The sequence below is a fragment of the Pseudomonas sp. TWI923 genome, from assembly GCF_039673365.1.
In the GTDB taxonomy this organism is placed as follows: Bacteria; Pseudomonadota; Gammaproteobacteria; order Pseudomonadales; family Pseudomonadaceae; genus Aquipseudomonas; species Aquipseudomonas sichuanensis.
In genome coordinates, this window is sequence record NZ_JBDJLM010000013.1 from 66,930 (window position 1) to 87,233 (window position 20,304).

The window sequence follows — 20,304 nt, forward strand, 5'->3', positions numbered from 1 at the left end:
TGCCGGATCTTGCAGCTCAAACGCCACACCCCACGCCCATGTAAGAGTCTTTTACCGAAACCCCTGGTTTTCCGCGCACAGGCTTTGCCTATCCTAGGCCGCGTCATCCCGCCTGCGATGGACCCATGAACGATTCGCTCCCCAGCCGTTATGCCTGCCTGGCCCTGTGCCTGGTCTTCACCCTTGCCAGCATCCCCTTCCTGATCCAGCACAGCTGGCTGTGGCCATTCACCCTGGTGACCGCGCTGCTCAGCCTGGTCGGCCTCAATGATCTGCGCCAGAGCCACCACGCGGTGCGGCGCAACTACCCGATCCTGGGCAACATCCGCTACCTGATCGAAACCATCCGGCCAGAGATTCGCCAGTACCTGATCGAGGGCGACGACGACAAGCTGCCGTTCTCCCGCGCGCAACGTTCGCTGGTCTATGCCCGGGCCAAGAACGAGAGCGCCGAGAAGGCATTCGGCACCCTCAATGATGTGTACAAGCCGGGCTTCGAGTTCATCAGCCATTCGATGCTGCCCGTGCCACAGGCCGATCCTGCGTCATTTCGCATTCGCATCGGCGGGCCGCAGTGCACCCAGCCGTATTCGGCGTCGATCTTCAATATCTCGGCCATGAGCTTCGGCGCGCTCAGTGCCAATGCCATCGCCGCGCTGAACAAAGGAGCGCGCCTGGGGCGCTTTGCCCATGACACCGGCGAGGGCAGCATCAGCCCTTATCACCGCGAACACGGCGGCGATCTGATCTGGGAAATCGGCAGCGGCTATTTCGGCTGCCGCACCGAGGACGGCCGCTTCGACCCCGAGCGCTTCGCCGAACAGGCTCGCGATGGCCAGGTGAAGATGATCGAGATCAAGCTCAGCCAGGGCGCCAAGCCGGGCCATGGCGGCATCCTGCCGGGGCACAAGGTCAGCGCCGAGATCGCCGCCACCCGGGGGGTGCGCGAGGGCCAGGACTGCATCTCGCCGGCCGCCCACAGCGCCTTCCGCACCCCGCTGGAGCTGCTGCAGTTCGTCGCCAGTCTGCGCGAGCTGTCAGGCGGCAAACCGGTAGGCTTCAAGTTCTGCCTGGGCCACCCGTGGGAATTCATGGGTATTGCCAAGGCCATGCTCGCCACCGGCATCACCCCGGACTTCATCGTCGTCGATGGCAAAGAAGGCGGCACCGGCGCGGCGCCCCGGGAGTTCTCCGACAACATGGGCATGCCGCTGCGTGACGGCCTGATGTTCGTGCACAACACCCTGGTGGGCCTGAACCTGCGCGAACGCGTGCGCATCGGCGCGGCGGGCAAGATCGTCAGCGCGTTCGACATCGCCAGCGTGCTGGCCATCGGCGCCGACTGGGTCAACTCGGCACGCGGCTTCATGTTCGCCATCGGCTGTATCCAGTCGCAAAGCTGCCACACCAACAAGTGCCCCACCGGCGTGGCCACCCAGGACCCGCTGCGCCAGCGTGCGCTGGTGGTACCGGAGAAAGCCGAGCGGGTCGCGAGTTTTCACCGCAACACCCTGCATGCCCTGGCCGAGATGCTCGCCGCTGCGGGGCTGGATCACCCGTCCGAGCTCAAGCCCAAGCACCTGGCACGGCGTATCAGCCCCAGTGAGATCAGCCTGTTTTCGCAGCTGCACGCCTTCCTCAAACCGGGTGAATTGCTCAGCGGCTCGATCGATAACCCGTTCTATGCACGGATGTGGCGGATGGCGCGGGGGGACAGCTTTGCGCCGCAGATGGGGGAAGTCGAGGGGGTGCCTGCGGCAGCCGTGGCACGCCACAAACAAACAGCCCCGGCATAGGCCGGGGCTGCTGATGACGCCGGATCAGGATCAGAAGATGCTGATCGGGTACTCGACGAATACGCGAACTTCGTTGCCGTCGTCGTTGTACTCGCTTTGACGGACTGCAGTGTTGGTACGCAGGAACGAGCTACGCAGCTTGATCGACAGGTCCTTGGCCGGGCCTTCCTGAACGACGTAGCGCAGCTGGTTGAAGATCTCGCGCTCCTTGCCTTCGCCGAAGCCTTGCGGGGTGCCGACAGTGCGGGTGTTGATGTTGTCACCCACCACGTAGGCGACCTTGTAGGTCAGGCCCGGTACGCCGAAGGCGCCGAAGTCCAGGCCGTAGCCCAGCTGCCAGGAACGCTCGTCTTCGGCGTTGAAGTCGGACCAGTAGGAGTTGGCCAGGTAGATGGTCGAACCACCGTCACTGGTACCACCTGCGCTCTGGTAGCCGCTGTAGTTGTAGCCGGTGCTGCCGGTGCTGCGCTGGTGCGCCAGGGTGATCGAGTGCGGGCCGAAGGCGTAGGTGGCCGCCAGGCTCCAGATGGTGTTGTCGTCGCCGGTCAGCTTGGCGCTGCGCACGAACTTGTCGTCGATGCTGGTCTTGTAGCCGTTGAAGTCCAGGGTCAGGGACTGGTCATTGGCGATCGGGAAGACGTAGTTCAAGCCCAGGTAGTGCTTCTTCATCACATCTTCGTTGTCTGCGGTGTACAGCGAAGCGGTGAAGTTGTCGGTGAACTTGTAGCTACCACCCAGCACGTCGATCGACTTCAGGCCGCCGCTGTCACGCCCTTCGGCGCTCTTGCGGGCTTCCTGGGTGAAGTGGCCGGCGTTCAGCTCCAGGCCCTTGATCTCCTTGGAGGTGATCATGGTGCCGGTGAAGCTTTCCGGCAGCAGACGGCCGTCGTCGTAGTTCAGCACCGGCAGGGCCGGCATCTGGTCACCGTACTTGAGCACGGTGTTGGAGATGCGGAATTTCACGGCTGCGCCGGCACGGGCCAGGTCGTGTGGGCTGCTGGCGTTGCCGTCGGCGTTCTTGGTGTTGTGCGGCTTGAAGAAGTCGACGCCACCACCACCGTTGTGGCCTTTGCCGCCGTCCAGACGCACGGCGTACAGGCCGAAGGCGTCGACACCGACACCGACGGTGCCCTGGGTGAAGCCCGAAGAGAAGTTACCGATGAAGGCCTGGCCCCATTCGATCTGGTCGTCGGTGCCGTGCTTCTTGTCACGGTTGATGTAAGCGTTGCGCAGAAGGACGTTGGCGTGGCTGTCCTCGATGAAACCTTTGCTGTCGGCCTGCTCGTTGGCCTGGGCCTGGGTCGCGGCGATCATCGCCAGGGCGACCAGGCTGATCCTGGTTTTCAACATTTTATTTTCCTTATTGCTTAATCAAAAACGCTCTGCATGAGAACGCCAGGAACCAACGCCCCTTCGTAGGTTCGACGCTATGCGGATCCAGGCCGCAAGGCCCCGGAGGCGTAGAGGCCGAATCCTAGCCGTGCCTGCTTATACATGTCAAAAAATCGTGAATTGCAGGTTGATATAACTAAAAAAAAGGTCTGGAACAGTGCATTTCCACGCACTAATGCCCAGCTTCTGCGCAAATTTGTCTCTTTCAGCTTTATCCGAAAAATCTCGCACAACGGTCATCTAAGTGGGCAACGCGCACACGCGAGCTCGGTACCGGTCGAATCGCCCAGAAAGGACTAGTTACAAAGTGATACAAACGTAAAGACAACTCTTTACGAATAGACGAGCAACAGCAAATAGCAAGCATTACCATTCGCGCCCAATTTCTCACTTGCGTAGATGGATGCCTGCAATGCCCGCCCCTTGCCGCCTTTCACCCCTGACCCTGGGCTTGTCGCTGTTATTCAGCGCCGGCCTGGCCAGCGCCGCCACCACCACCCTGCCGGAAACCGCAGTCACCGCCGACAGCGAGCGCGAGGAGGACAACCCACGGGTACGCGAAGTGAGTACGGCGACCCGTACCTCGACCCCGGTGCGCTATGTGCCCCAGGCCATCGACACGGTGAAGACCAGCAATGTGCTGGACTATGGCAGCAGCACCCTGGGCGAAGCGCTGGAAGGTATCCCCAACGTCAGCAGCGGCGCCGACACGCGTTTCGACAGCGTACGCATCCGCGGCTTCGAGGCCAGCAACGACTTCTACCTGGACGGTGTGCGCGACGACAGCCAGTACGTGCGCGACCTGCACAACATCGAGCGGGTCGAAGTGCTCAAGGGCCCGGCCGCGGTGCTGTATGGCCGAGGCAGCCAGGGTGGCATCGTCAACCGGGTGAGCAAGGCGCCGGAACATGGCCGCCGCTCGACCATCGAAGCCCAGGGCGGCAGCCAGGACCTGCGCAGCCTGTACGCCGACCTCAGCGCCGACCCCAGCGATACCATCAGCCTGCGCCTGAACATGGGCAATGAAGACAGCAACAGCTTCCGCCACGGCGTCGATGGCAACCGCCAGCTGTTCGCCCCTTCCATGAGCTGGCAGCTGAACCCCGACCTGAACTGGCTGGTGCAGTACGAGTACAGCCGCTACAACCGCACGCCGGACCGCGGCATCCCCGGCAACCCGTTGACCGGGCGCCCGGCGGACGTCAGCCGCAGCGCCACCTATGGCGATACCCAGCGCGACTACATCGACGACCGCGCCCAGTCGCTGCGCTCGCGGCTGAACTACCAGCTCAGCGACAACTGGCAACTGCGCCATACCCTGGGCCTGTTCAAGCTCGACAGTGAATTCGACAACACCTACCAGACCGCCTACAACCCGCGCACCAACCTGGTCACCCGCCAGCGTTGGCAGCAGGACCTGAACACCCGCAACCTGTTCAACAACCTCGAGGCCGAGGGCGATGTCAGCACCTGGGGCCTGGAGCATAAACTGCTGCTAGGCCTGGAATTCGGCAGCCAGCGCCGCGACCCGACGCTGTACAACGCCGCCACTTCGGGCCCTGGCGCGCGCCCGGTGCCGGCCCTGAACCTGGACAGCCCCAACCGCAACCTGCAGCACAATGGCCGCATGGCGGTGTCGAGCAACAACCACACGGTGGTCGAGAGCCGTGGCATCTACCTGCAGGACCAGATCCGCCTGAACGACCAGTGGCAGATCCTTGCCGGCCTGCGCTTCGACCAGTTCGAGGTGGAAACCACCAACAAACTGCGCAACCTCTCCGAGAAGCAGAACGACAACAGCTTCAGCCCGCGCCTGGGCGTGGTCTACACGCCATGGCGCGACCACTCCTTCTACGCCTCCTGGAGCAAGACCTACTCGCCCGTCGGCGGTGGCCTGATCGGCATCACCCCTGGCGCGGCCGGCAACACCAACGACACCGACCCGGAACTGACCCGGCAGAAGGAAATCGGGGTCAAGAGCGACTGGTTCGACGAGCGCCTGACCACCACCCTGGCGCTCTACGAACTGGAGCTTTACAACCGCCGCACCCGCGACCCGATCGACCCGAACATCACCCTGATGTCTGGCCTGCAGCGCTCGCGCGGCATCGAGCTGACCGCCACCGGCAATGTGGTCGGCAACTGGTATGTACGCGGCGGCATCGGCCTGCAGGACGCGAAGATCGTCGAGGACAACAATGGCCAGGAAGGCAACCGCATCAACGACGTGGCCCGGCGCAACGCCAGCCTGTTCGTGACCTGGAAGCCGGAGCTGGGCTGGTATGCCGAAACCGGCATGACCCTCGTGGGTGACCGCTACGCCGACAACCAGAACACCGTGATCCTGCCGGGTTATGGCCGTTGGGATGCCCTGGCCGGCTATCGCACCCATGACTGGGACGTGCGCGCGGCACTGAAGAACATCACCGACAAGACCTACTACGATTCGGCCACCAGCGCGGCGCAGATCCAGTATGGCGATCCGCGTAGCCTGGTGGTGACCGGCAGCTACAGCTTCTGACGCCATCGCTGGCAAGCCAGTTCCCACCCAACGGACTGCCGTCCTCTGTAGGAGCGGCCTTGTGTCGCGATAGGGCTGCAAAGCAGCCCCGGCGATTTCTGCTTTCACGCTGAAATCCTGGGGCCGCTCTGCGGCCCTTTCGCGGCACAAGGCCGCTCCTACAGTGGGCGTGCAAGCCCTTTAGTAGGCCAATTTGCCGACGATGAGGCCAAACGAAAACGCCACCGCATGAGCGGTGGAGTTTTTCGTTGCGACGGGTCGATACCCGGTCAGTGCCACACAGCCAGCAGCGCTTCGAGCTCCGCATCGCTGATCAAGCCCTGTGGGTAACGCCCGTTCAGCAGACGTCGTGGGTCGGTCTTCCTGACCCGGATGCATCCATGGTCCCGCAACCACTGCGCCAGTATTTCAAGCGTTTGGTGATTCACTGCCGATGGGGGCATAGCCGACTCACTTGCTGCATTCATTTCAACACGCACTCCCTGGGCCCGTGAGCGGCCAACTTACTTAAGGTTTGTTACAGAACGGCGTGGGCCTATCTCTCTGAAACACAATGAAAAACTAATACAAGAGCTGTGCCATTCGCCGCCACCGAACGTCGCCACAAAAAAAAGCCCGTCATCAGACGGGCTTTTTTCATTCAGCTTGAATCAGCGCTTGAACGGCGCCGGCTGTTGCTGGGTCAGGCAGTGGATGTTGCCGCCGCCGAGCAACAGCTCGCGGCCAGGGATCATGACCACTTCGTGATCCGGGAAGACCTTGGCCAGGATCGCTCTGGCCTGCGCATCGGCGGGGTCGTCGAAGCTCGGCGCGATGATGCCGCCGTTGACGATCAGGAAGTTCACGTAGGAACCGGCCAGGCGCACCGACGGGTCACGCTCCTGGCTGCCGGCCACATGGTCGACACCGGCGCATTCGGCTTCGGTAGCGAACAGCGGGCCAGGGATCGGCATCTTGTGCACCACAAACTCGCGGCCTTTGGCGTCGCGGCTGTTTTTCAGCACATCGTAGGCCGCATGGCAGCGTGCGTAGTTGGGGTCGTTGGAATCATCGGTCCAGGCCAGTAACACTTCGCCTGGGCTGACGTAACAGCAGAAGTTGTCGACGTGGCCGTCGGTTTCGTCGTTGTACAGGCCGTCCGGCAGCCAGACGATGGTTTCCACCGCCAGGTGCTCGCGCAGGATGTCTTCGATCTGCTCGCGGGTCAGGTGAGGGTTACGGTTGCGGTTGAGCAGGCACTCTTCGGTGGTGATCAGGGTGCCTTCGCCATCGACATGGATCGAGCCGCCTTCAAGCACGAAACCTTCGGTGTGGTAACGCTGCACGCGCTCCATTTCCATCACCTTGGCCGCCAGTTCCTCGTCGCGGTTCCACGGTGCGTACAGGCCGCCATCGAAGCCACCCCAGGCGTTGAAGCCCCAGTCCACGCCACGGACTTCACCCTGGTCGTTGATCACGAAGGTCGGGCCGGTGTCGCGCACCCAGGCGTCGTCGTTGCTGATCTCGACCACGCGGATGTTGGGCACGTCGAGCTGGCGCCGGGCGTTCTCGTACTGGCCGGCGGAAACCGCCACGGTGACCGGTTCGAAACGGGCGATGGCCTTGGCCAGGGTCACGTGCGCGGCCTGCGCCGGCTTGCCGCCCAGGCGCCAGTTGTCCGGGCGCTCCGGCCAGACCATCCACACCTGGGTTTGCGGGGCCCATTCGGCGGGCATGTGGAAGCCGTCGGCGCGGGGAGTCGTGTTGAGGGTTTTCATCAATAACCTCTGGGGCAACTGGCGGAAGGGTGGGGCGCGCTGTGCGCGCCTCTCGCGGCACAAGGCCGCCCCTGCAGGGAATCGCGTCCCCTGTGTAGGAGCGGCCTTGTGCCGCGAAAGGACCGCAAAGCGGTCCCACCGGCTGATGGCGAACATTTATAGCCGATAAATATCTGCTTTCAAAGGTGCAATGAAGACCAATTTCGCATAAAGAATGCCTTCAACTCGATAACAATCGATTTCAAAGCCCTTCGACGAGGATCCGCTCCACGCTGTCGACGAAGTAGTCCACGCTTGCCCGCGTGGTGCACATCGGCGGCTTGATCTTGAGGATGTTCAGGTAGTCGCCGGTTGGCTGCATGAAGATCCCCAGCTCGCGCAGGCGGTTGCACAGGAGCATGGTCTCCTGTGTGGCCGGCTCCAGCGTCTGCCGGTCGCGCACCAGTTCCAGCCCCAGGTAGAAGCCCGAACCATGGGCGGCACCCGCCAGCGGATACTTATCGACAAGCGCCTGCAACCGCGCCTTGAAATGCCGCCCCACGTCACGGGCGTTGTCCCACAGCCCTTCGTCGCGCATCACATCCAGCACCGCCATGCCGATACGGCAACTGACCGGGCTGCCGCCGGCCGAGGAGAAGAAGTAACCCTCGGCCTCCAGCGCTTCGGCGATCTCGCGGCGGGTGATCACTGCCCCCAGCGGCTGGCCGTTGCCCATGCCCTTGGCCATGGTGATGATATCCGGCACCACGCCCTGCTCCTCAAAGCCCCAGAAGTACTCGCCCAGGCGCCCGTAGCCCACCTGCACCTCGTCGGCGATGCATACCCCGCCCCGCTCGCGCACCTTGGCGTAGGCCTCGCGCAGGTAGCCGGCCGGCAGCGAGATGCCGCCGGCGTTGCCGTACACCGGCTCGCAGATCATGCCCGCCAGTTGGCGGCCACGGGCATCGAGGTCGACGAGCTTGGCGTCGACATCGCGCAGGTAGTCAGCGGCACTGTCGGCGCCCCGGAAGCGACCACGGAAGGTGTTCGGCGCCTCAACCGGGTGCACCCAGTCCGGGCGGGTTTCCAGGGCCTGGGGGTTGTCGGCGATGGAGGTGGAGATCGCATCCGTTGCCACCGACCAGCCGTGGTAGGCCTCCAGCACGCTGAGCAGGTCGCGCCCGCCGCTGTAGGCCCAGGCCAGGCGGATCGCCAGGTCGTTGGCCTCGGTGCCGCTGTTGACCAGGAACACCCGGTCGAAGCCTTCCGGCGCCACTTCCAGCAAGCGCTCGGAGAATTCGGCAATGGCCGCGTAGTGGAAGCGCGAGTTGGTGTTGAGCAACGACCATTGGCGCGCCGACTCGGCGACCATGCGCGGGTGGCCATGGCCGAGCACCGCGACGTTGTTGAGCATGTCCAGGTACGAGCGGCCCTGCATGTCGATCAGGTAGTTGCGCCAGCCGCGTTCGATATGCGGCGGCTGCTCGTAATAGTGCTTCTGCGAGCGGGCGAAGCTGGCATCGCGGCGGGCCAGCAGCGCCTGCGCATCGGCCAGGGGCTCGGCAGCGCAATCAAAGCCCAGCAGCGCCGAAGGCGAAGGGCACAGGGCCAGCCAGGCAGCGGCGGCACTGGGCGTGGCGAAAAACGGCGGCACGGCCTGGCCATCGAGGCACAACTGCACACTGAGGAAGCCACAGGTGGCGCCCAGCGCCTGGCCCCTGGCAAGCAGCTGGCCGTCGGCCGGGGCCTCTTCCAGGCCGTTGAGCCACAGGTTCCAGTGCGCGGTGCGCAGGCAGCCGCGGTTGTCGCCGGCACGCTGCCATACGCCCTCGGCAGGTGCCTGCAGCAGGCTGCCGGGCACCAGGTTCAGTTCCACACCCAAGGCACAGGTGGCGGGCTCCTCGGGGCGGTCGATGTGGGTCTGCGACAGTCGGTACTGGCCGTGCAGGCTGCTGGCCGGCGCAGGCTGGCTGGCCAGCAGGCGCTGGTCGAAGCCCGGCTGTTCCCAGTTGCCGGCCTCGCAGTGCGGGCTCAGCACACCGAGGTCGACCCGGTTGACTATCTGCCCGGCAAGCGCTGGCAGCAACGGCAGGCAACCGCTGAAGTCGGCGCTAGCGGGCCGCTGGCCGGCAGCCTGCAGGATCGCCACTTCCATCAGCGCGGCGGGCACCGCGCAGGCGGTGTCGAAGATTTCCCATTCGTGGGCGATGTTGTCGCGGGTGTACTGATTGAGCGGGTCGATCGCCAACTGCTGCTCGCTGCTGAGCACCAGTACGGCGGCACGCAGCTGCACCAGCGGCCAGAGCGCCTGCAATTCGGCCGTTTCAAGCGGGTTGACGGCCTGGTAGGCGGCCACCGCCGGCAAGATGCGCAGCGGGTCGCCTTCGGCGTGATGCAGCAGCGCCGAACAGGTCACCGACAGGTCGGCGATGCGCCAGCTGCGCAGCAGGTCACCGAAATCGATCACCCCCTGCACTTGCCACTCCCGTTGCCCGTCACGGGCCCAGACCACGTTGTCGTCGGTGATGTCCAGGTGCACCGCCTGGGTCGGCAGTTGCCCGACCAGTGGCGCCAGCTTGTCTGCGGCCTGGCGGGCCAGTTGGGCAACCTGTTGGCGGCGTGCCGGGTCCGTGAGTACCGGCAGCAGGTGCTCGACCAGTGCCTGGGCATGCCGCGGGTCCCACTGCAAGGTGCGGTCCAGGCCCGGGTGCTCGAAACCTGCCAGCGCCTGGTCGACCTGCGCGCACAGCCTGCCCAGCTCAGCCACCACCGACACCGGCAGGTGCTTGAGGCGAGTCAGCGGCTGGCCTTCGATATAACTGAGCAGCCGCACCCGCAGGGGCTGGCCATCGACCTCAAGCGCCAGCAGCGCCTCACCGGCAAGTGATGGCTGCACCTGCGGCACCGGCACGCCACGCTCGCGTAAATACGCCAGGGCGGCGTGCTGGGCCTGCAATTCGACTTCGGCATAGCTGCCGTGGCAGGCCTTGAGCACATAGCGCCCCTGGGCGCTGTCGACGCAAAAATTCACATCCTGCTGGCTACCCAGTGCCTGCAACTCGCCCCGCAGGTCATAATGCGAACGCAGCAGGGCATGGGCCTGGGCTTCACCGAGTGAAGGGCTGGGCTGGCTCGAACGCTGGATCAGGGTGCTCAGGGGCATGCGGGGGACCTCGGTTTTTTTGCCGCTTATATCGCCACTACTGTTGCCGTTATTCAAGAGGCAGCTCGCACCAGGCGACGGACATCGTGCGCCAGCACGATTTACGACGAGCGGCCACAAACAAACCAGCTAGGCTTTTCGCCAAAGCCCTCAGCAAAGGCATTTGCACATGCGCATTCTCGTCACCGGCGGTGCCGGCTTCATTGGCTCGGCCCTGATTCGCCACCTGATCGGCAACACCGAGCATGAAGTACTGAACCTCGACAAGCTGACCTACGCGGGCAATCTGGAATCGCTGCAGCCCATCGCCAGCAACAGCCGCTACGAGTTCGTCCAGGCCGACATCGCCGACCAGGCAACGGTCGCGAAGGTGCTGGAACGCTTCGGGCCCCAGGCGATCATGCACCTGGCGGCCGAGTCCCACGTGGACCGCTCCATCGATGGCCCGGCGGCCTTCATCCAGACCAATATCGTCGGCACCTATGCCCTGCTCGAAGCCACCCGCGCCTGGTGGTCCCGGCTGCCGGCGGCGCAGCGCGAAGCCTTTCGCTTCCACCATATTTCCACCGATGAGGTGTATGGCGACCTTCATGGCGTCGACGACCTGTTCACCGAAACCACGCCCTATGCGCCCAGCTCGCCCTATTCGGCCAGCAAGGCGGCGTCCGACCACCTGGTCCGCGCCTGGCAGCGCACCTATGGGCTGCCGGTACTGCTGACCAATTGCTCGAACAACTACGGGCCTTACCATTTCCCGGAAAAACTGATCCCGCTGATGATCCTCAACGCCCTGGCCGGCAAACCGCTGCCGGTGTATGGCAACGGCCAACAGGTGCGCGACTGGCTGTACGTCGAGGACCACGCCCGGGCGCTGCTCAAGGTGGTGACCGAGGGCCAGGTCGGCGAGACCTACAACATCGGCGGGCATAACGAGCAGAAGAACATCGACGTGGTGCACGAGCTGTGCAAGCTGCTTGAAGAGCTGGCCCCCGAACAACACCCGGTCGGCATAGCGCATTACAAGGACCTGATCACCTACGTGCAGGACCGCCCCGGCCACGACCTGCGCTATGCCATCGACGCCAGCAAGATCGAACGCGAGCTGGGCTGGGTCCCCGAAGAAACCTTCGCAAGCGGTCTGCGCAAGACCGTGCAGTGGTACCTGAACAACCTTGAATGGTGCCGCCGTGTGCAGGACGGCAGCTATCAAGGTGAGCGCCTGGGCAACTCCAACATCAAGGACTTGATCGCATGACCAAAGGTATCGTTCTGGCCGGAGGCTCCGGCACCCGTCTGCACCCCATCACCCTCGGGGTCTCCAAGCAGCTGCTGCCGATCTACGACAAACCGATGATTTACTACCCGGTCTCGGTGCTGATGCTCGCCGGGATCCGCGACATCCTGCTGATTTCCACCCCCCAGGACCTGCCGCAGTACAAGAACCTGTTCGGCGACGGCCACCAGTTCGGCCTCAACATCAGCTACGCCGAACAGCCCTCGCCAGACGGGCTGGCCCAGGCCTTCCTGATCGGCGAGGAGTTCATTGGCGATGACTCGGTGTGCCTGATCCTGGGCGACAACATCTTCCACGGGCAGAGCTTCACCGAACAGCTGCAACGCGCTGTTAGACATGAGTCGGGGGCCACCGTCTTCGGCTACTGGGTCAAGGACCCGGAGCGCTTCGGTGTGGTCGAGTTCGATGAGCAGGGCAATGCCCTGTCGATCGAGGAAAAACCACTGCAGCCCAAGTCCAGCTATGCCGTGACCGGCCTGTATTTCTACGACAACGATGTGGTGCGCATCGCCAAGGATGTACGCCCTTCGGCACGCGGTGAGCTGGAAATCACCGACATCACCAATGCCTACCTAAAACGCGGCGACCTGCGCGTGGAGCGCTTCGGCCGCGGCTTTGCCTGGCTCGATACCGGCACCCATGAGAGCCTGCTGGACGCCTCGCAGTACGTGCAGACCATCGAGAACCGCCAAGGGCTGAAAGTGGCCTGCCTGGAAGAGATCGCCTTCAACCAAGGTTGGATCAGCCGCGAAGAGTTGTTGGCCAAGGCCGAAAAACTGAAAAAGACCGGATACGGTCAATACCTGGGCAAACTGGCCAAAGAATCTGCATGAAAATCATTGCCACCAAAATACCCGACGTGATGATCATCGAACCCAAGGTGTTCGGTGACGATCGGGGGTTTTTCCTCGAAAGCTTCAACGCCCGGGTGTTCGCCGAACTGACCGGGTTCAAGGGCGGCTTCGTCCAGGACAACCACTCGCGCTCGGCGCACAACGTGCTGCGCGGCCTGCACTACCAGGTGCGGAACACCCAGGGCAAGCTGGTGCGGGTGGTTCACGGCGAAGTGCTGGACGTGGCGGTGGACGTGCGCCGCAGCTCCAAAACCTGTGGCCAGTGGGTGGCGCTGCGCCTGTCCGCCGAAAACCGTCGCCAGTTGTGGATCCCGCCCGGCTTTGCCCATGGCTTCGTGGTGCTGAGCGAGTCGGCCGAGTTCCTGTACAAAACCACCGATTATTACAATCCCGGTGCCGAGCACTGCATCCGCTGGGATGACCCCGACCTGAGCATCGACTGGCAGTTGAATGGGGTAGAGCCAAAGCTTTCCGACAAGGACAAGCTGGGCAAACGCTTCAGCGAACTGCGCAAGGCAGGGAGCCTGCTGCCATGAAAGTGCTGGTCTGCGGCCGCAATGGCCAGGTGGCCCAGGCACTGCAAGGCGCGCTGGCCGGCCTGGGCGAGATCCACCTGCTGGGCCGCGAGCAGCTCGACCTTGCCCACCCGCAGCAGTTGCGCGCGCCGCTGCGCGAGCTGAGGCCCGACCTGGTCATCAATGCCGCGGCCTACACCGCAGTGGACCAGGCCGAAAGCGAGCCGCACCTGGCTTTCACCATCAACGCCGAGGCCCCCCGGGTGCTCGCCGAAGAGGCCGCGCACCTGGGCGTGCCGCTGATCCACTATTCCACCGACTATGTCTTCGATGGCAGCAAGGCGGCGCCCTATGCCGAAGACGATGCACCGAACCCGCTGGGCGTCTATGGCCACAGCAAGCTTGCCGGCGAACAGGCCATCACGGCAGTCGGCGGCGAACACCTGATCCTGCGCACCAGCTGGGTCTACTCGCGGCACGGGCGCAACTTCCTGCTGACCATGCAGCGCCTGCTGCAGGAGCGCCCGCAATTGAAGGTGGTGAACGACCAGATCGGCGCACCCACCTGGGCCGGCACCCTTGCCGCCAGCACCCGCGCCCTGATCGAGCGCTGGCAACAGGGCCAGGCCGGCGCCTGGGGCACCTATCACCTGACCGCGCAGGGCGAAACGTCGTGGTTCGGCTTTGCCCAGGCCATCGCGCAGCAGCTCAAGGCACAAGGCCTGCCTTGCGCCGAGCTGCTGCCGATCGCGTCGAGCGAATACCCCACGCCCGCGCAAAGGCCGCTCAACTCGCGCCTGGACTGCTCGCGCCTGGCGCGCGAATGGCAGGTTACGCAGCCGCACTGGCACGAGGCGCTGATCGACTGCCTCAAGTAGCGCATAATTGCGCCAGACTCTTCTGGCGCCCTTTTCCGATGATTGCCAAACCCACACCGCCTCGCCGCCCCCGCTGGCGCAGCCTTGCCCTGCTGGCGCTGTGCCTGACCCCACTGCTGTGGCCCCTGCATCACCTGGCCGAGCGCTATTACCAGGAAGAACTGGCCTCGCAGAACCGCCAGACCCTCGACCTCTACGTCGCCAACCTGCTCGGCACCCTGCACCGCTACGAGACCCTGCCGCAGATCCTCGGCGATCTGCCTGCCCTGCGCGGCGTGCTGGCCGACCCGTTCAAGCTCGAGGCGGTGACCAACGCCAACCGCCTGCTCAAGCACATCACCCAGCAGACCGGTGCCGAAGTGATGTACCTGATGGATGTCAGCGGCAACACCCTGGCCGCCTCCAACTGGGACAAGCAGGACAGCTTCGTCGGCCGCAACTTCTCGTTCCGGCCGTACTTCATCGAAGCCATGGACGGCCACCTGGGGCGCTTCTTCGGCCAGGGCACGACATCGGCCAAGCGCGGCTACTTCTTCGCCGCCGCCGTGCACGACCGTGAGCGGGTGATCGGCGTGCTGGTGGTCAAGGTCGACCTCGACCACACCGAAACCCTCTGGGGCCGCACCCCCGAGCAGCTGCTGCTGACCGACCAGAACGGCGTGGTGGTGCTCACTTCGCGCCCGGACTGGCGCTTTCGCGCCACCCGTGAACTGACCGAGGCCGAGCGCCAGGCGATCATCGCCATCCAGCCGTACCCGACCCAGGCGCCGCAACCGTTGAGCCTGAACCACGACGCCTGGCTCACGCAGACCCGCGACATCAAGGAAACCGGCTGGCAGGTCAGCATCCTCGCGCCGCGCACCCTGGTCGACCGCTCGGTGCAGACGGTCATGGCCATCGGCGCCGGTGCGCTGCTGGTGACCATGCTGCTGGCTGGCCTGGTGATGCAGCGCCGCCGCCATTACATCGACCGCATCGACTTCGAGGCCCGCGCCCGCCATGAGCTGGAAAACCGCGTGGTGGAGCGCACCGCCGACCTCGAAGGCCTCAACACCCGGCTCAAAAGCGCCGTGCTGGAGCGCGAGAACGCCCAGCAGGAGCTGGTGCGCGCCCAGGACGAGCTGGTCCAGGCCGGCAAGCTGTCGGTGCTCGGCACCATGTCGGCGAGCATCAGCCATGAACTCAACCAGCCGCTGGCGGCGATCCGCAGTTACGCCGAGAACGCCGAGATCCTGCTCGACCACCAGCGTTCCGAGGACGTGCGCGGCAACCTCAAGCTGATCGGCGAACTGACCGGGCGCATGGCCTCGATCATCGCCCACCTGCGCGCCTTTGCCCGCCGCGACCGTCACGCCCCGGAAAGCGTGGCCCTGCAGCCGGCACTGGACGACGCCCTGGCGCTGCTGGCCAAGCGCCGCCGGGCCATGGCCGTGGAGCTGGTGCGTGACCTGCCGGAAGCCACCCTGTGGGTACAGGCCGGCGAAACCCGCCTGCGCCAGGTGCTGGGCAACCTGCTGGCCAATGCCCTGGACGCGCTCACCGAAAAGGCCAACCCGCGCAAGCTGTGGCTAAGTGCCGAGCGCCAGGACGATTGCGTCTACCTGTACATTCGCGACAACGGCCCAGGCTTCAGCCGCCAGGCCCTGGAGCACGCCAAAGAGCCGTTCTTCACCACCAAGACCCGCACCCAGGGCCTGGGGCTGGGGTTGGCCATCTGCGAAAGCCTGATGCGCGCCCTGGGCGGTGAGCTGCTGCTGGCCAACCACCCGGAAGGCGGCGCCCTGCTGACCCTGCAACTGCGCGTGGCCAAGCCTGGCGCCAACCTGCAATCTTCGGAGGACACCTCGGCATGACCACCGAGACACTGATCGACAGCCACGCCCAGGTGATCCTGGTCGATGACGACCCGCACCTGCGCCAGGCGCTGAGCCAGACCCTCGACCTGGCCGGGCTCAAGGTGGTGGCGCTGGCCGATGCCCAGGGCCTGGCCGCGCGCATCGAGGCCGACTGGCCGGGCGTGGTGGTCAGCGACATCCGCATGCCCGGCATCGATGGCCTGCAACTGCTGGAGCAACTGCACGCCCGTGACAGCGAACTGCCGGTGCTGCTGATCACCGGCCACGGCGATGTGCCGCTGGCGGTGCAGGCGATGCGTGCCGGGGCCTATGACTTCCTGGAAAAGCCCTTTGCCACTGACGCCCTGCTCGACAGCGTGCGCCGTGCCCTGGCCCTGCGCCGGCTGGTGCTGGACAACCGCAGCCTGCGCCTGGCCCTGAGCGACCGCCAGCAACTGGCCACGCGCCTGGTCGGCCTGTCGCCGGCCATGCTGCGCCTGCGCGAGCAGATCGGCGCCCTCGCCGGCACCCGCGCCGACGTACTCATCCTCGGTGAGACCGGCGCCGGCAAGGAGGTGGTGGCGCGTGCCCTGCACGACCTGTCGAGCCGCCGCGACGGCCCGTTTGTGGCGATCAACGCCGGCGCCCTGGCCGAATCGGTGGTCGAGAGCGAGCTGTTCGGCCACGAGCCAGGGGCGTTCACCGGCGCCCAGAAGCGCCGCATCGGCAAGTTCGAGTTCGCCAACGGCGGCACGCTGTTCCTCGACGAGATCGAGAGCATGAGCCTGGATGTGCAGGTCAAGTTGCTGCGCCTGTTGCAGGAGCGGGTGGTCGAGCGCCTGGGCGGCAACCAGCTGATCCCGCTGGACATCCGCATCATCGCCGCGACCAAGGAAGACCTGCGCCAAGCCGCCGATCAGGGCCGCTTCCGTGCCGACCTGTATTACCGGCTGAACGTCGCGCCGCTGCGCATCCCGGCACTGCGCGAGCGTGGCGACGACATCCTGGTGCTGTTCCAGCATTTCGCCGATGCCGCCAGCGAGCGCCACGGCCTGGCGCCCCACAGCCTGCAACCCGCCCAGCGCGCCATGCTGCTGCGCCACGAATGGCCAGGTAACGTGCGCGAGCTGCAGAACGCCGCCGAACGCTTCGCCCTGGGCCTTGAACTGGCCCTCGACGGGCAGCCGCCAGCCACCCCCAACGACGTTCACCTGCCCGTGCCGAGCGGCAACCTGAGCGAGCAGGTCGAACAGTTCGAACGCTCGCTGATCGCCGCCGAACTGGCCCAGCCACACAACTCCATGCGCAGCCTTGCCGAAGCCCTCGGCATCCCGCGCAAGACCCTGCACGACAAGCTGCGCAAGCATGGCATGAGCTTCGACGGCGCCAGCGGCGGGCACGACGACCATGAGGACAACCGTCAATGAGCACCGACAGCCAGTACCTGCAAGCCGTACTGCACAGCGACATTCCCCTGACCCGCGAGATGGGCATGGCGGTCATCGACTGGCAAGGCCACTGCCTGCGCCTGCAGCTGCCGCTGGCCCCCAACGTCAACCACAAGAGCACCATGTTCGGCGGCAGCCTGTATTGCGGCGCGGTGTTGGTGGGTTGGGGCTGGCTGCACCTGCGCTTGCGTGAGCTGGGCATCGATGACGGGCACATCGTCATCCAGGAAGGGCAGATCAGTTATCCACTGCCGGTGACCGGTACCGCCGTGGCGCGTTGCCCGGCGCCGGACGAGAAAGCCTGGGAGCGGTTCCTGACGATGTACCAGCGCCGCGGGCGGGCGCGATTGACGCTGGAGACGGTGGTGAGCAACGAGGGCAGTGACGAGCCTGCGGTGAGATTCACCGGGCAGTACGTGCTGCACCGCTGATCTTCCCAGCAGGAGGCTGCGTAGAGGAACCATTGTTCAATCGCATCGCGCCCCTGTGGGAGCGGCTTTAGCCGCGAAGCAGGCGATGCGGTGGATGGCACCGGCGTTGCCGGTGTTCGCGGCTAAAGCCGCTCCCACAGGGCCCTGCCAAATCAGAAAATCATGTGCAGTTCTGTAGGAGCGGCCTTGTGCCGCGATGGGCTGCAAAGCAGCCCCGGCTTACTCAAGTTCGGATCGCGCCCGCCAGCTCGATCAACGCCTGCCGCCAATCGGCAGCCTTGGGCAACGCCAGGAAAAACGGGTTGAGCAACGATTCCCGTGGCGGGTATTGAAACGCCTGACCATCCAGCCCGATCACCTCGCCACCGGCCCCTTCCAGCACGCCCTGCGCGGCAGCGGTGTCCCACTGCGAAGTCGGCGCCAGCCGCGGATAGCAGTCGGCAGCGCCCTCGGCGAGCAGGCAGAACTTCAACGAGCTGCCGATATTGGCCAGTTCCAGCTCCCCCACGGCGCTTGTCAGGCCAGCCAGCAGCGCTTCCTGCTCGGGGCTCGAATGCCGGCGGCTGGCGACCACGGTGAAGCGGCCATCCTGTGGCGGCGCATTGCGCACCTGGATCGCCTGCGCCTCGGCATCGCGCTCGGCACGCCAGGCCCCCAGCTCGCGACCGCCGAAGTAACAACGGCCATTGGTCGGCATCGCCACCACACCAAACACCACCTCGCCCTGCTCGATCAGCGCAATGTTGACGGTGAACTCTTCACTGCCAGCGATGAATTCCTTGGTACCGTCCAGCGGGTCGACCAACCACCAGCGCTGCCAGGCGGCGCGGGTTTGCAGCGGGATATCACAGTCTTCCTCGGACAGCACCGGGATCTGCGGAGCCAGCGCTTGCAGGCCATCGGCAATGATCCGGTGCGCAGCCAGGTCGGCAGCGGTCACCGGCGAGTCGTCGGCCTTGGTGGTGACTGCCACGCCTGCGCGCCAGAACGGCAGGATGGCCTCGCCGGCCAACTGGGCGAGCTTCACCACGTGCCGCATCAGCTGAAGATCGTTCATGCGCTCAGCACCCCACGCTGGATCAGCAGGTCACGCGCCAGGTACAACGCCGCCAGGGCCCGGCCTTCGCTGAACTGCGGGTGCATGGCCAGCGCCGACAGCTCGCGCAGGTTGACCTTGTCGACCCGCATTGGCTCCGGCTCATCACCCTCCAGCCGTTCTTCGTACAGGTCGGTGGCCAGCACTACCTGGATCTTCTGGCTCATGTAACCGGGCGACAACGACAGCTCGGTCAGGTGCTCCAGCTGGCGTGCGCCGAAACCAGCCTCTTCCTTGAGCTCGCGGTCAGCGGCGGCCAGCACGTCCTCACCCGGCTCGATCAGGCCTTTGGGCAGGGACAGTTCGTATTCATCGGTGCCGCCGCAATATTCCTCGACCAGCACTGCGTGCTCGGCATCGAGCATGGCCACGATCATCACCGCGCCATAACCATTGCCCCGGCCGACCAGTCGCTCATAGGTGCGTTCGGTGCCGTTGGAAAAGCGCAACTGCACGGCTTCGACGCGGAACAGGCGGCTGCTGGCGACGATCTCGCGGCTGAGGACGGTGGGTTTCTGGCGCATGGGGCGGCTCCTTGGCGTGAACGGGTTACTATACCGTGGCTTGCCACCTGATCGAGAGTTTCCCATGCCCGTTCTTCCCTGGTCCGCCATCGATACTGTCCTGCTGGACATGGACGGCACCCTGCTCGACCTACACTACGACAACCGCTTCTGGCTGCAGCACCTGCCCCAGCGCTACGCCGAGCTGCATGGCGTGAGCCGGGCGATGGCCGAAATGGAGCTGCAGCCGCTGTTCGAGCAACATGCCGGGACGCTGAACTGGTACTGCCTGGACTTCTGGAGCCGCGAGCTGCGCCTGCCGATCCGCGAGCTGAAGCAGGAGATCGCCGACCTGATCGCCTTGAAGCCGGATGCCGACACCTTCCTCGCCGCCATCCGCAAGGCCGGCAAGCGGGTGGTGATGATCACCAATGCGCACCGCGATTCACTGTCGCTGAAACTGGAGCGGGTGGAACTGGCGCCGTATTTCGAGCGGTTGATCAGCTCGCACGACTACGGATATCCGAAGGAAAGCCCGCAGTTCTGGGACGCGTTGCAGGCGGACATCGGATTTGAACCGGCGCGCAGCCTGTTCATCGATGACACCCTGGCGATTCTGCGCAGTGCCCGGCGATTTGGGGTGGGGCACCTGCTGGCGGTGCGCCAGCCGGATAGTCGGGCCGAGCCGCGAGATACCCAGGAGTTCGCGGCGGTCGAGGATTACCGGGCGTTGTTGACAGGACTCTAGGCCCTATCGCGGGGCCAGCCCCCACCCCCCATACCGTGGGAGCGGGCGTGCCCCCCCCTTAGGGGCGTCGGGGATACGCAAAAACCGCCCCCCA

General features: G+C 64.9%; 16 protein-coding genes. 10 read left to right on the forward strand and 6 right to left on the reverse strand.

What is annotated here, in order from left to right; genetic code table 11:
• Positions 1 to 125: 125 nt before the first annotated feature.
• Entirely contained in the window at positions 126 to 1,796 is a 1,671-nt protein-coding gene (locus ABE459_RS08485; protein ID WP_323830082.1) for an FMN-binding glutamate synthase family protein, read from the forward strand.
• 30 nt (positions 1,797 to 1,826) lie between these two features.
• Here the strand turns inward: ABE459_RS08485 and ABE459_RS08490 are convergent, their stop codons facing one another.
• Entirely contained in the window at positions 1,827 to 3,146 is a 1,320-nt protein-coding gene (locus ABE459_RS08490; RefSeq protein WP_323830081.1) for an OprD family porin, read from the reverse strand.
• A gap of 454 nt (positions 3,147 to 3,600) precedes the next feature.
• Here ABE459_RS08490 and ABE459_RS08495 point away from each other — a divergent pair, with 454 nt between their 5' ends.
• Positions 3,601 to 5,709: a TonB-dependent siderophore receptor gene (locus tag ABE459_RS08495; RefSeq protein ID WP_323830079.1), complete on the forward strand. Its 2,109-nt coding sequence runs from the start codon at positions 3,601 to 3,603 to the stop codon at positions 5,707 to 5,709.
• 269 nt (positions 5,710 to 5,978) lie between these two features.
• On the opposite strand, the gene ABE459_RS08500 is transcribed toward ABE459_RS08495, so the two are convergent.
• From ABE459_RS08500 to ABE459_RS08510, 3 genes are all read right to left on the reverse strand, one after another.
• Positions 5,979 to 6,176 carry a hypothetical protein gene (locus ABE459_RS08500; protein ID WP_110992219.1) on the reverse strand — a complete coding sequence of 66 codons (198 nt, stop codon included), beginning with the start codon at positions 6,174 to 6,176 and terminating at the stop codon, positions 5,979 to 5,981.
• A 183-nt stretch (positions 6,177 to 6,359) separates the two neighbouring features.
• Positions 6,360 to 7,466, reverse strand: coding sequence for an agmatine deiminase (aguA, locus tag ABE459_RS08505; RefSeq protein ID WP_125462235.1), 1,107 nt, complete (start codon positions 7,464 to 7,466; stop codon positions 6,360 to 6,362).
• Positions 7,467 to 7,707: 241 nt separating this feature from the next.
• The gene (locus ABE459_RS08510; RefSeq protein ID WP_323830076.1) at positions 7,708 to 10,608 is read right to left on the reverse strand and encodes an aminotransferase; all 2,901 of its coding nucleotides are present in this window, start codon (positions 10,606 to 10,608) and stop codon (positions 7,708 to 7,710) included.
• A 169-nt stretch (positions 10,609 to 10,777) separates the two neighbouring features.
• Between ABE459_RS08510 and rfbB the strand changes: the two genes are divergently transcribed.
• The 7 genes from rfbB to ABE459_RS08545 are packed head-to-tail and all read left to right on the forward strand — an operon-like array spanning position 10,778 to position 17,863.
• Positions 10,778 to 11,863, forward strand: coding sequence for a dTDP-glucose 4,6-dehydratase (gene rfbB, locus ABE459_RS08515; protein WP_323830074.1), 1,086 nt, complete (start codon positions 10,778 to 10,780; stop codon positions 11,861 to 11,863).
• On the forward strand, positions 11,860 to 12,735 hold the full coding sequence (gene rfbA, locus ABE459_RS08520) for a glucose-1-phosphate thymidylyltransferase RfbA (RefSeq protein ID WP_323830072.1): 876 nt from the start codon (positions 11,860 to 11,862) through the stop codon (positions 12,733 to 12,735). Before rfbB ends, rfbA begins: the two co-directional genes overlap by 4 nt.
• Positions 12,732 to 13,292, forward strand: coding sequence for a dTDP-4-dehydrorhamnose 3,5-epimerase (gene rfbC, locus ABE459_RS08525; RefSeq protein WP_323830070.1), 561 nt, complete (start codon positions 12,732 to 12,734; stop codon positions 13,290 to 13,292). Before rfbA ends, rfbC begins: the two co-directional genes overlap by 4 nt.
• Complete coding sequence (gene rfbD / locus ABE459_RS08530; protein ID WP_323830068.1) at positions 13,289 to 14,149, forward strand: dTDP-4-dehydrorhamnose reductase; 861 nt, start codon at positions 13,289 to 13,291, stop codon at positions 14,147 to 14,149. Before rfbC ends, rfbD begins: the two co-directional genes overlap by 4 nt.
• Before the next feature lie 38 nt (positions 14,150 to 14,187).
• A complete protein-coding gene (locus ABE459_RS08535; protein WP_323830066.1) occupies positions 14,188 to 16,002 on the forward strand; it encodes an ATP-binding protein in 1,815 nt (604 codons plus the stop codon).
• The gene (locus ABE459_RS08540) at positions 15,999 to 17,411 is read left to right on the forward strand and encodes a sigma-54 dependent transcriptional regulator (protein ID WP_125462228.1); all 1,413 of its coding nucleotides are present in this window, start codon (positions 15,999 to 16,001) and stop codon (positions 17,409 to 17,411) included. Before ABE459_RS08535 ends, ABE459_RS08540 begins: the two co-directional genes overlap by 4 nt.
• The gene (locus ABE459_RS08545) at positions 17,408 to 17,863 is read left to right on the forward strand and encodes a YiiD C-terminal domain-containing protein (protein WP_258705519.1); all 456 of its coding nucleotides are present in this window, start codon (positions 17,408 to 17,410) and stop codon (positions 17,861 to 17,863) included. Before ABE459_RS08540 ends, ABE459_RS08545 begins: the two co-directional genes overlap by 4 nt.
• Positions 17,864 to 18,086: 223 nt before the next feature.
• Here ABE459_RS08545 and cysQ read toward each other — a convergent pair whose 3' ends face one another.
• A complete protein-coding gene (cysQ, locus tag ABE459_RS08550; RefSeq protein WP_346648013.1) occupies positions 18,087 to 18,920 on the reverse strand; it encodes a 3'(2'),5'-bisphosphate nucleotidase CysQ in 834 nt (277 codons plus the stop codon).
• On the reverse strand, positions 18,917 to 19,483 hold the full coding sequence (nudE, locus tag ABE459_RS08555) for an ADP compounds hydrolase NudE (RefSeq protein ID WP_110992208.1): 567 nt from the start codon (positions 19,481 to 19,483) through the stop codon (positions 18,917 to 18,919). The genes cysQ and nudE overlap by 4 nt, the downstream gene beginning before the upstream one ends.
• A 64-nt stretch (positions 19,484 to 19,547) precedes the next feature.
• On the opposite strand from nudE, the gene yrfG reads away from it, so the two are divergent.
• A complete protein-coding gene (yrfG, locus tag ABE459_RS08560) occupies positions 19,548 to 20,210 on the forward strand; it encodes a GMP/IMP nucleotidase (protein ID WP_323830060.1) in 663 nt (220 codons plus the stop codon).
• Positions 20,211 to 20,304: the final 94 nt, after the last annotated feature.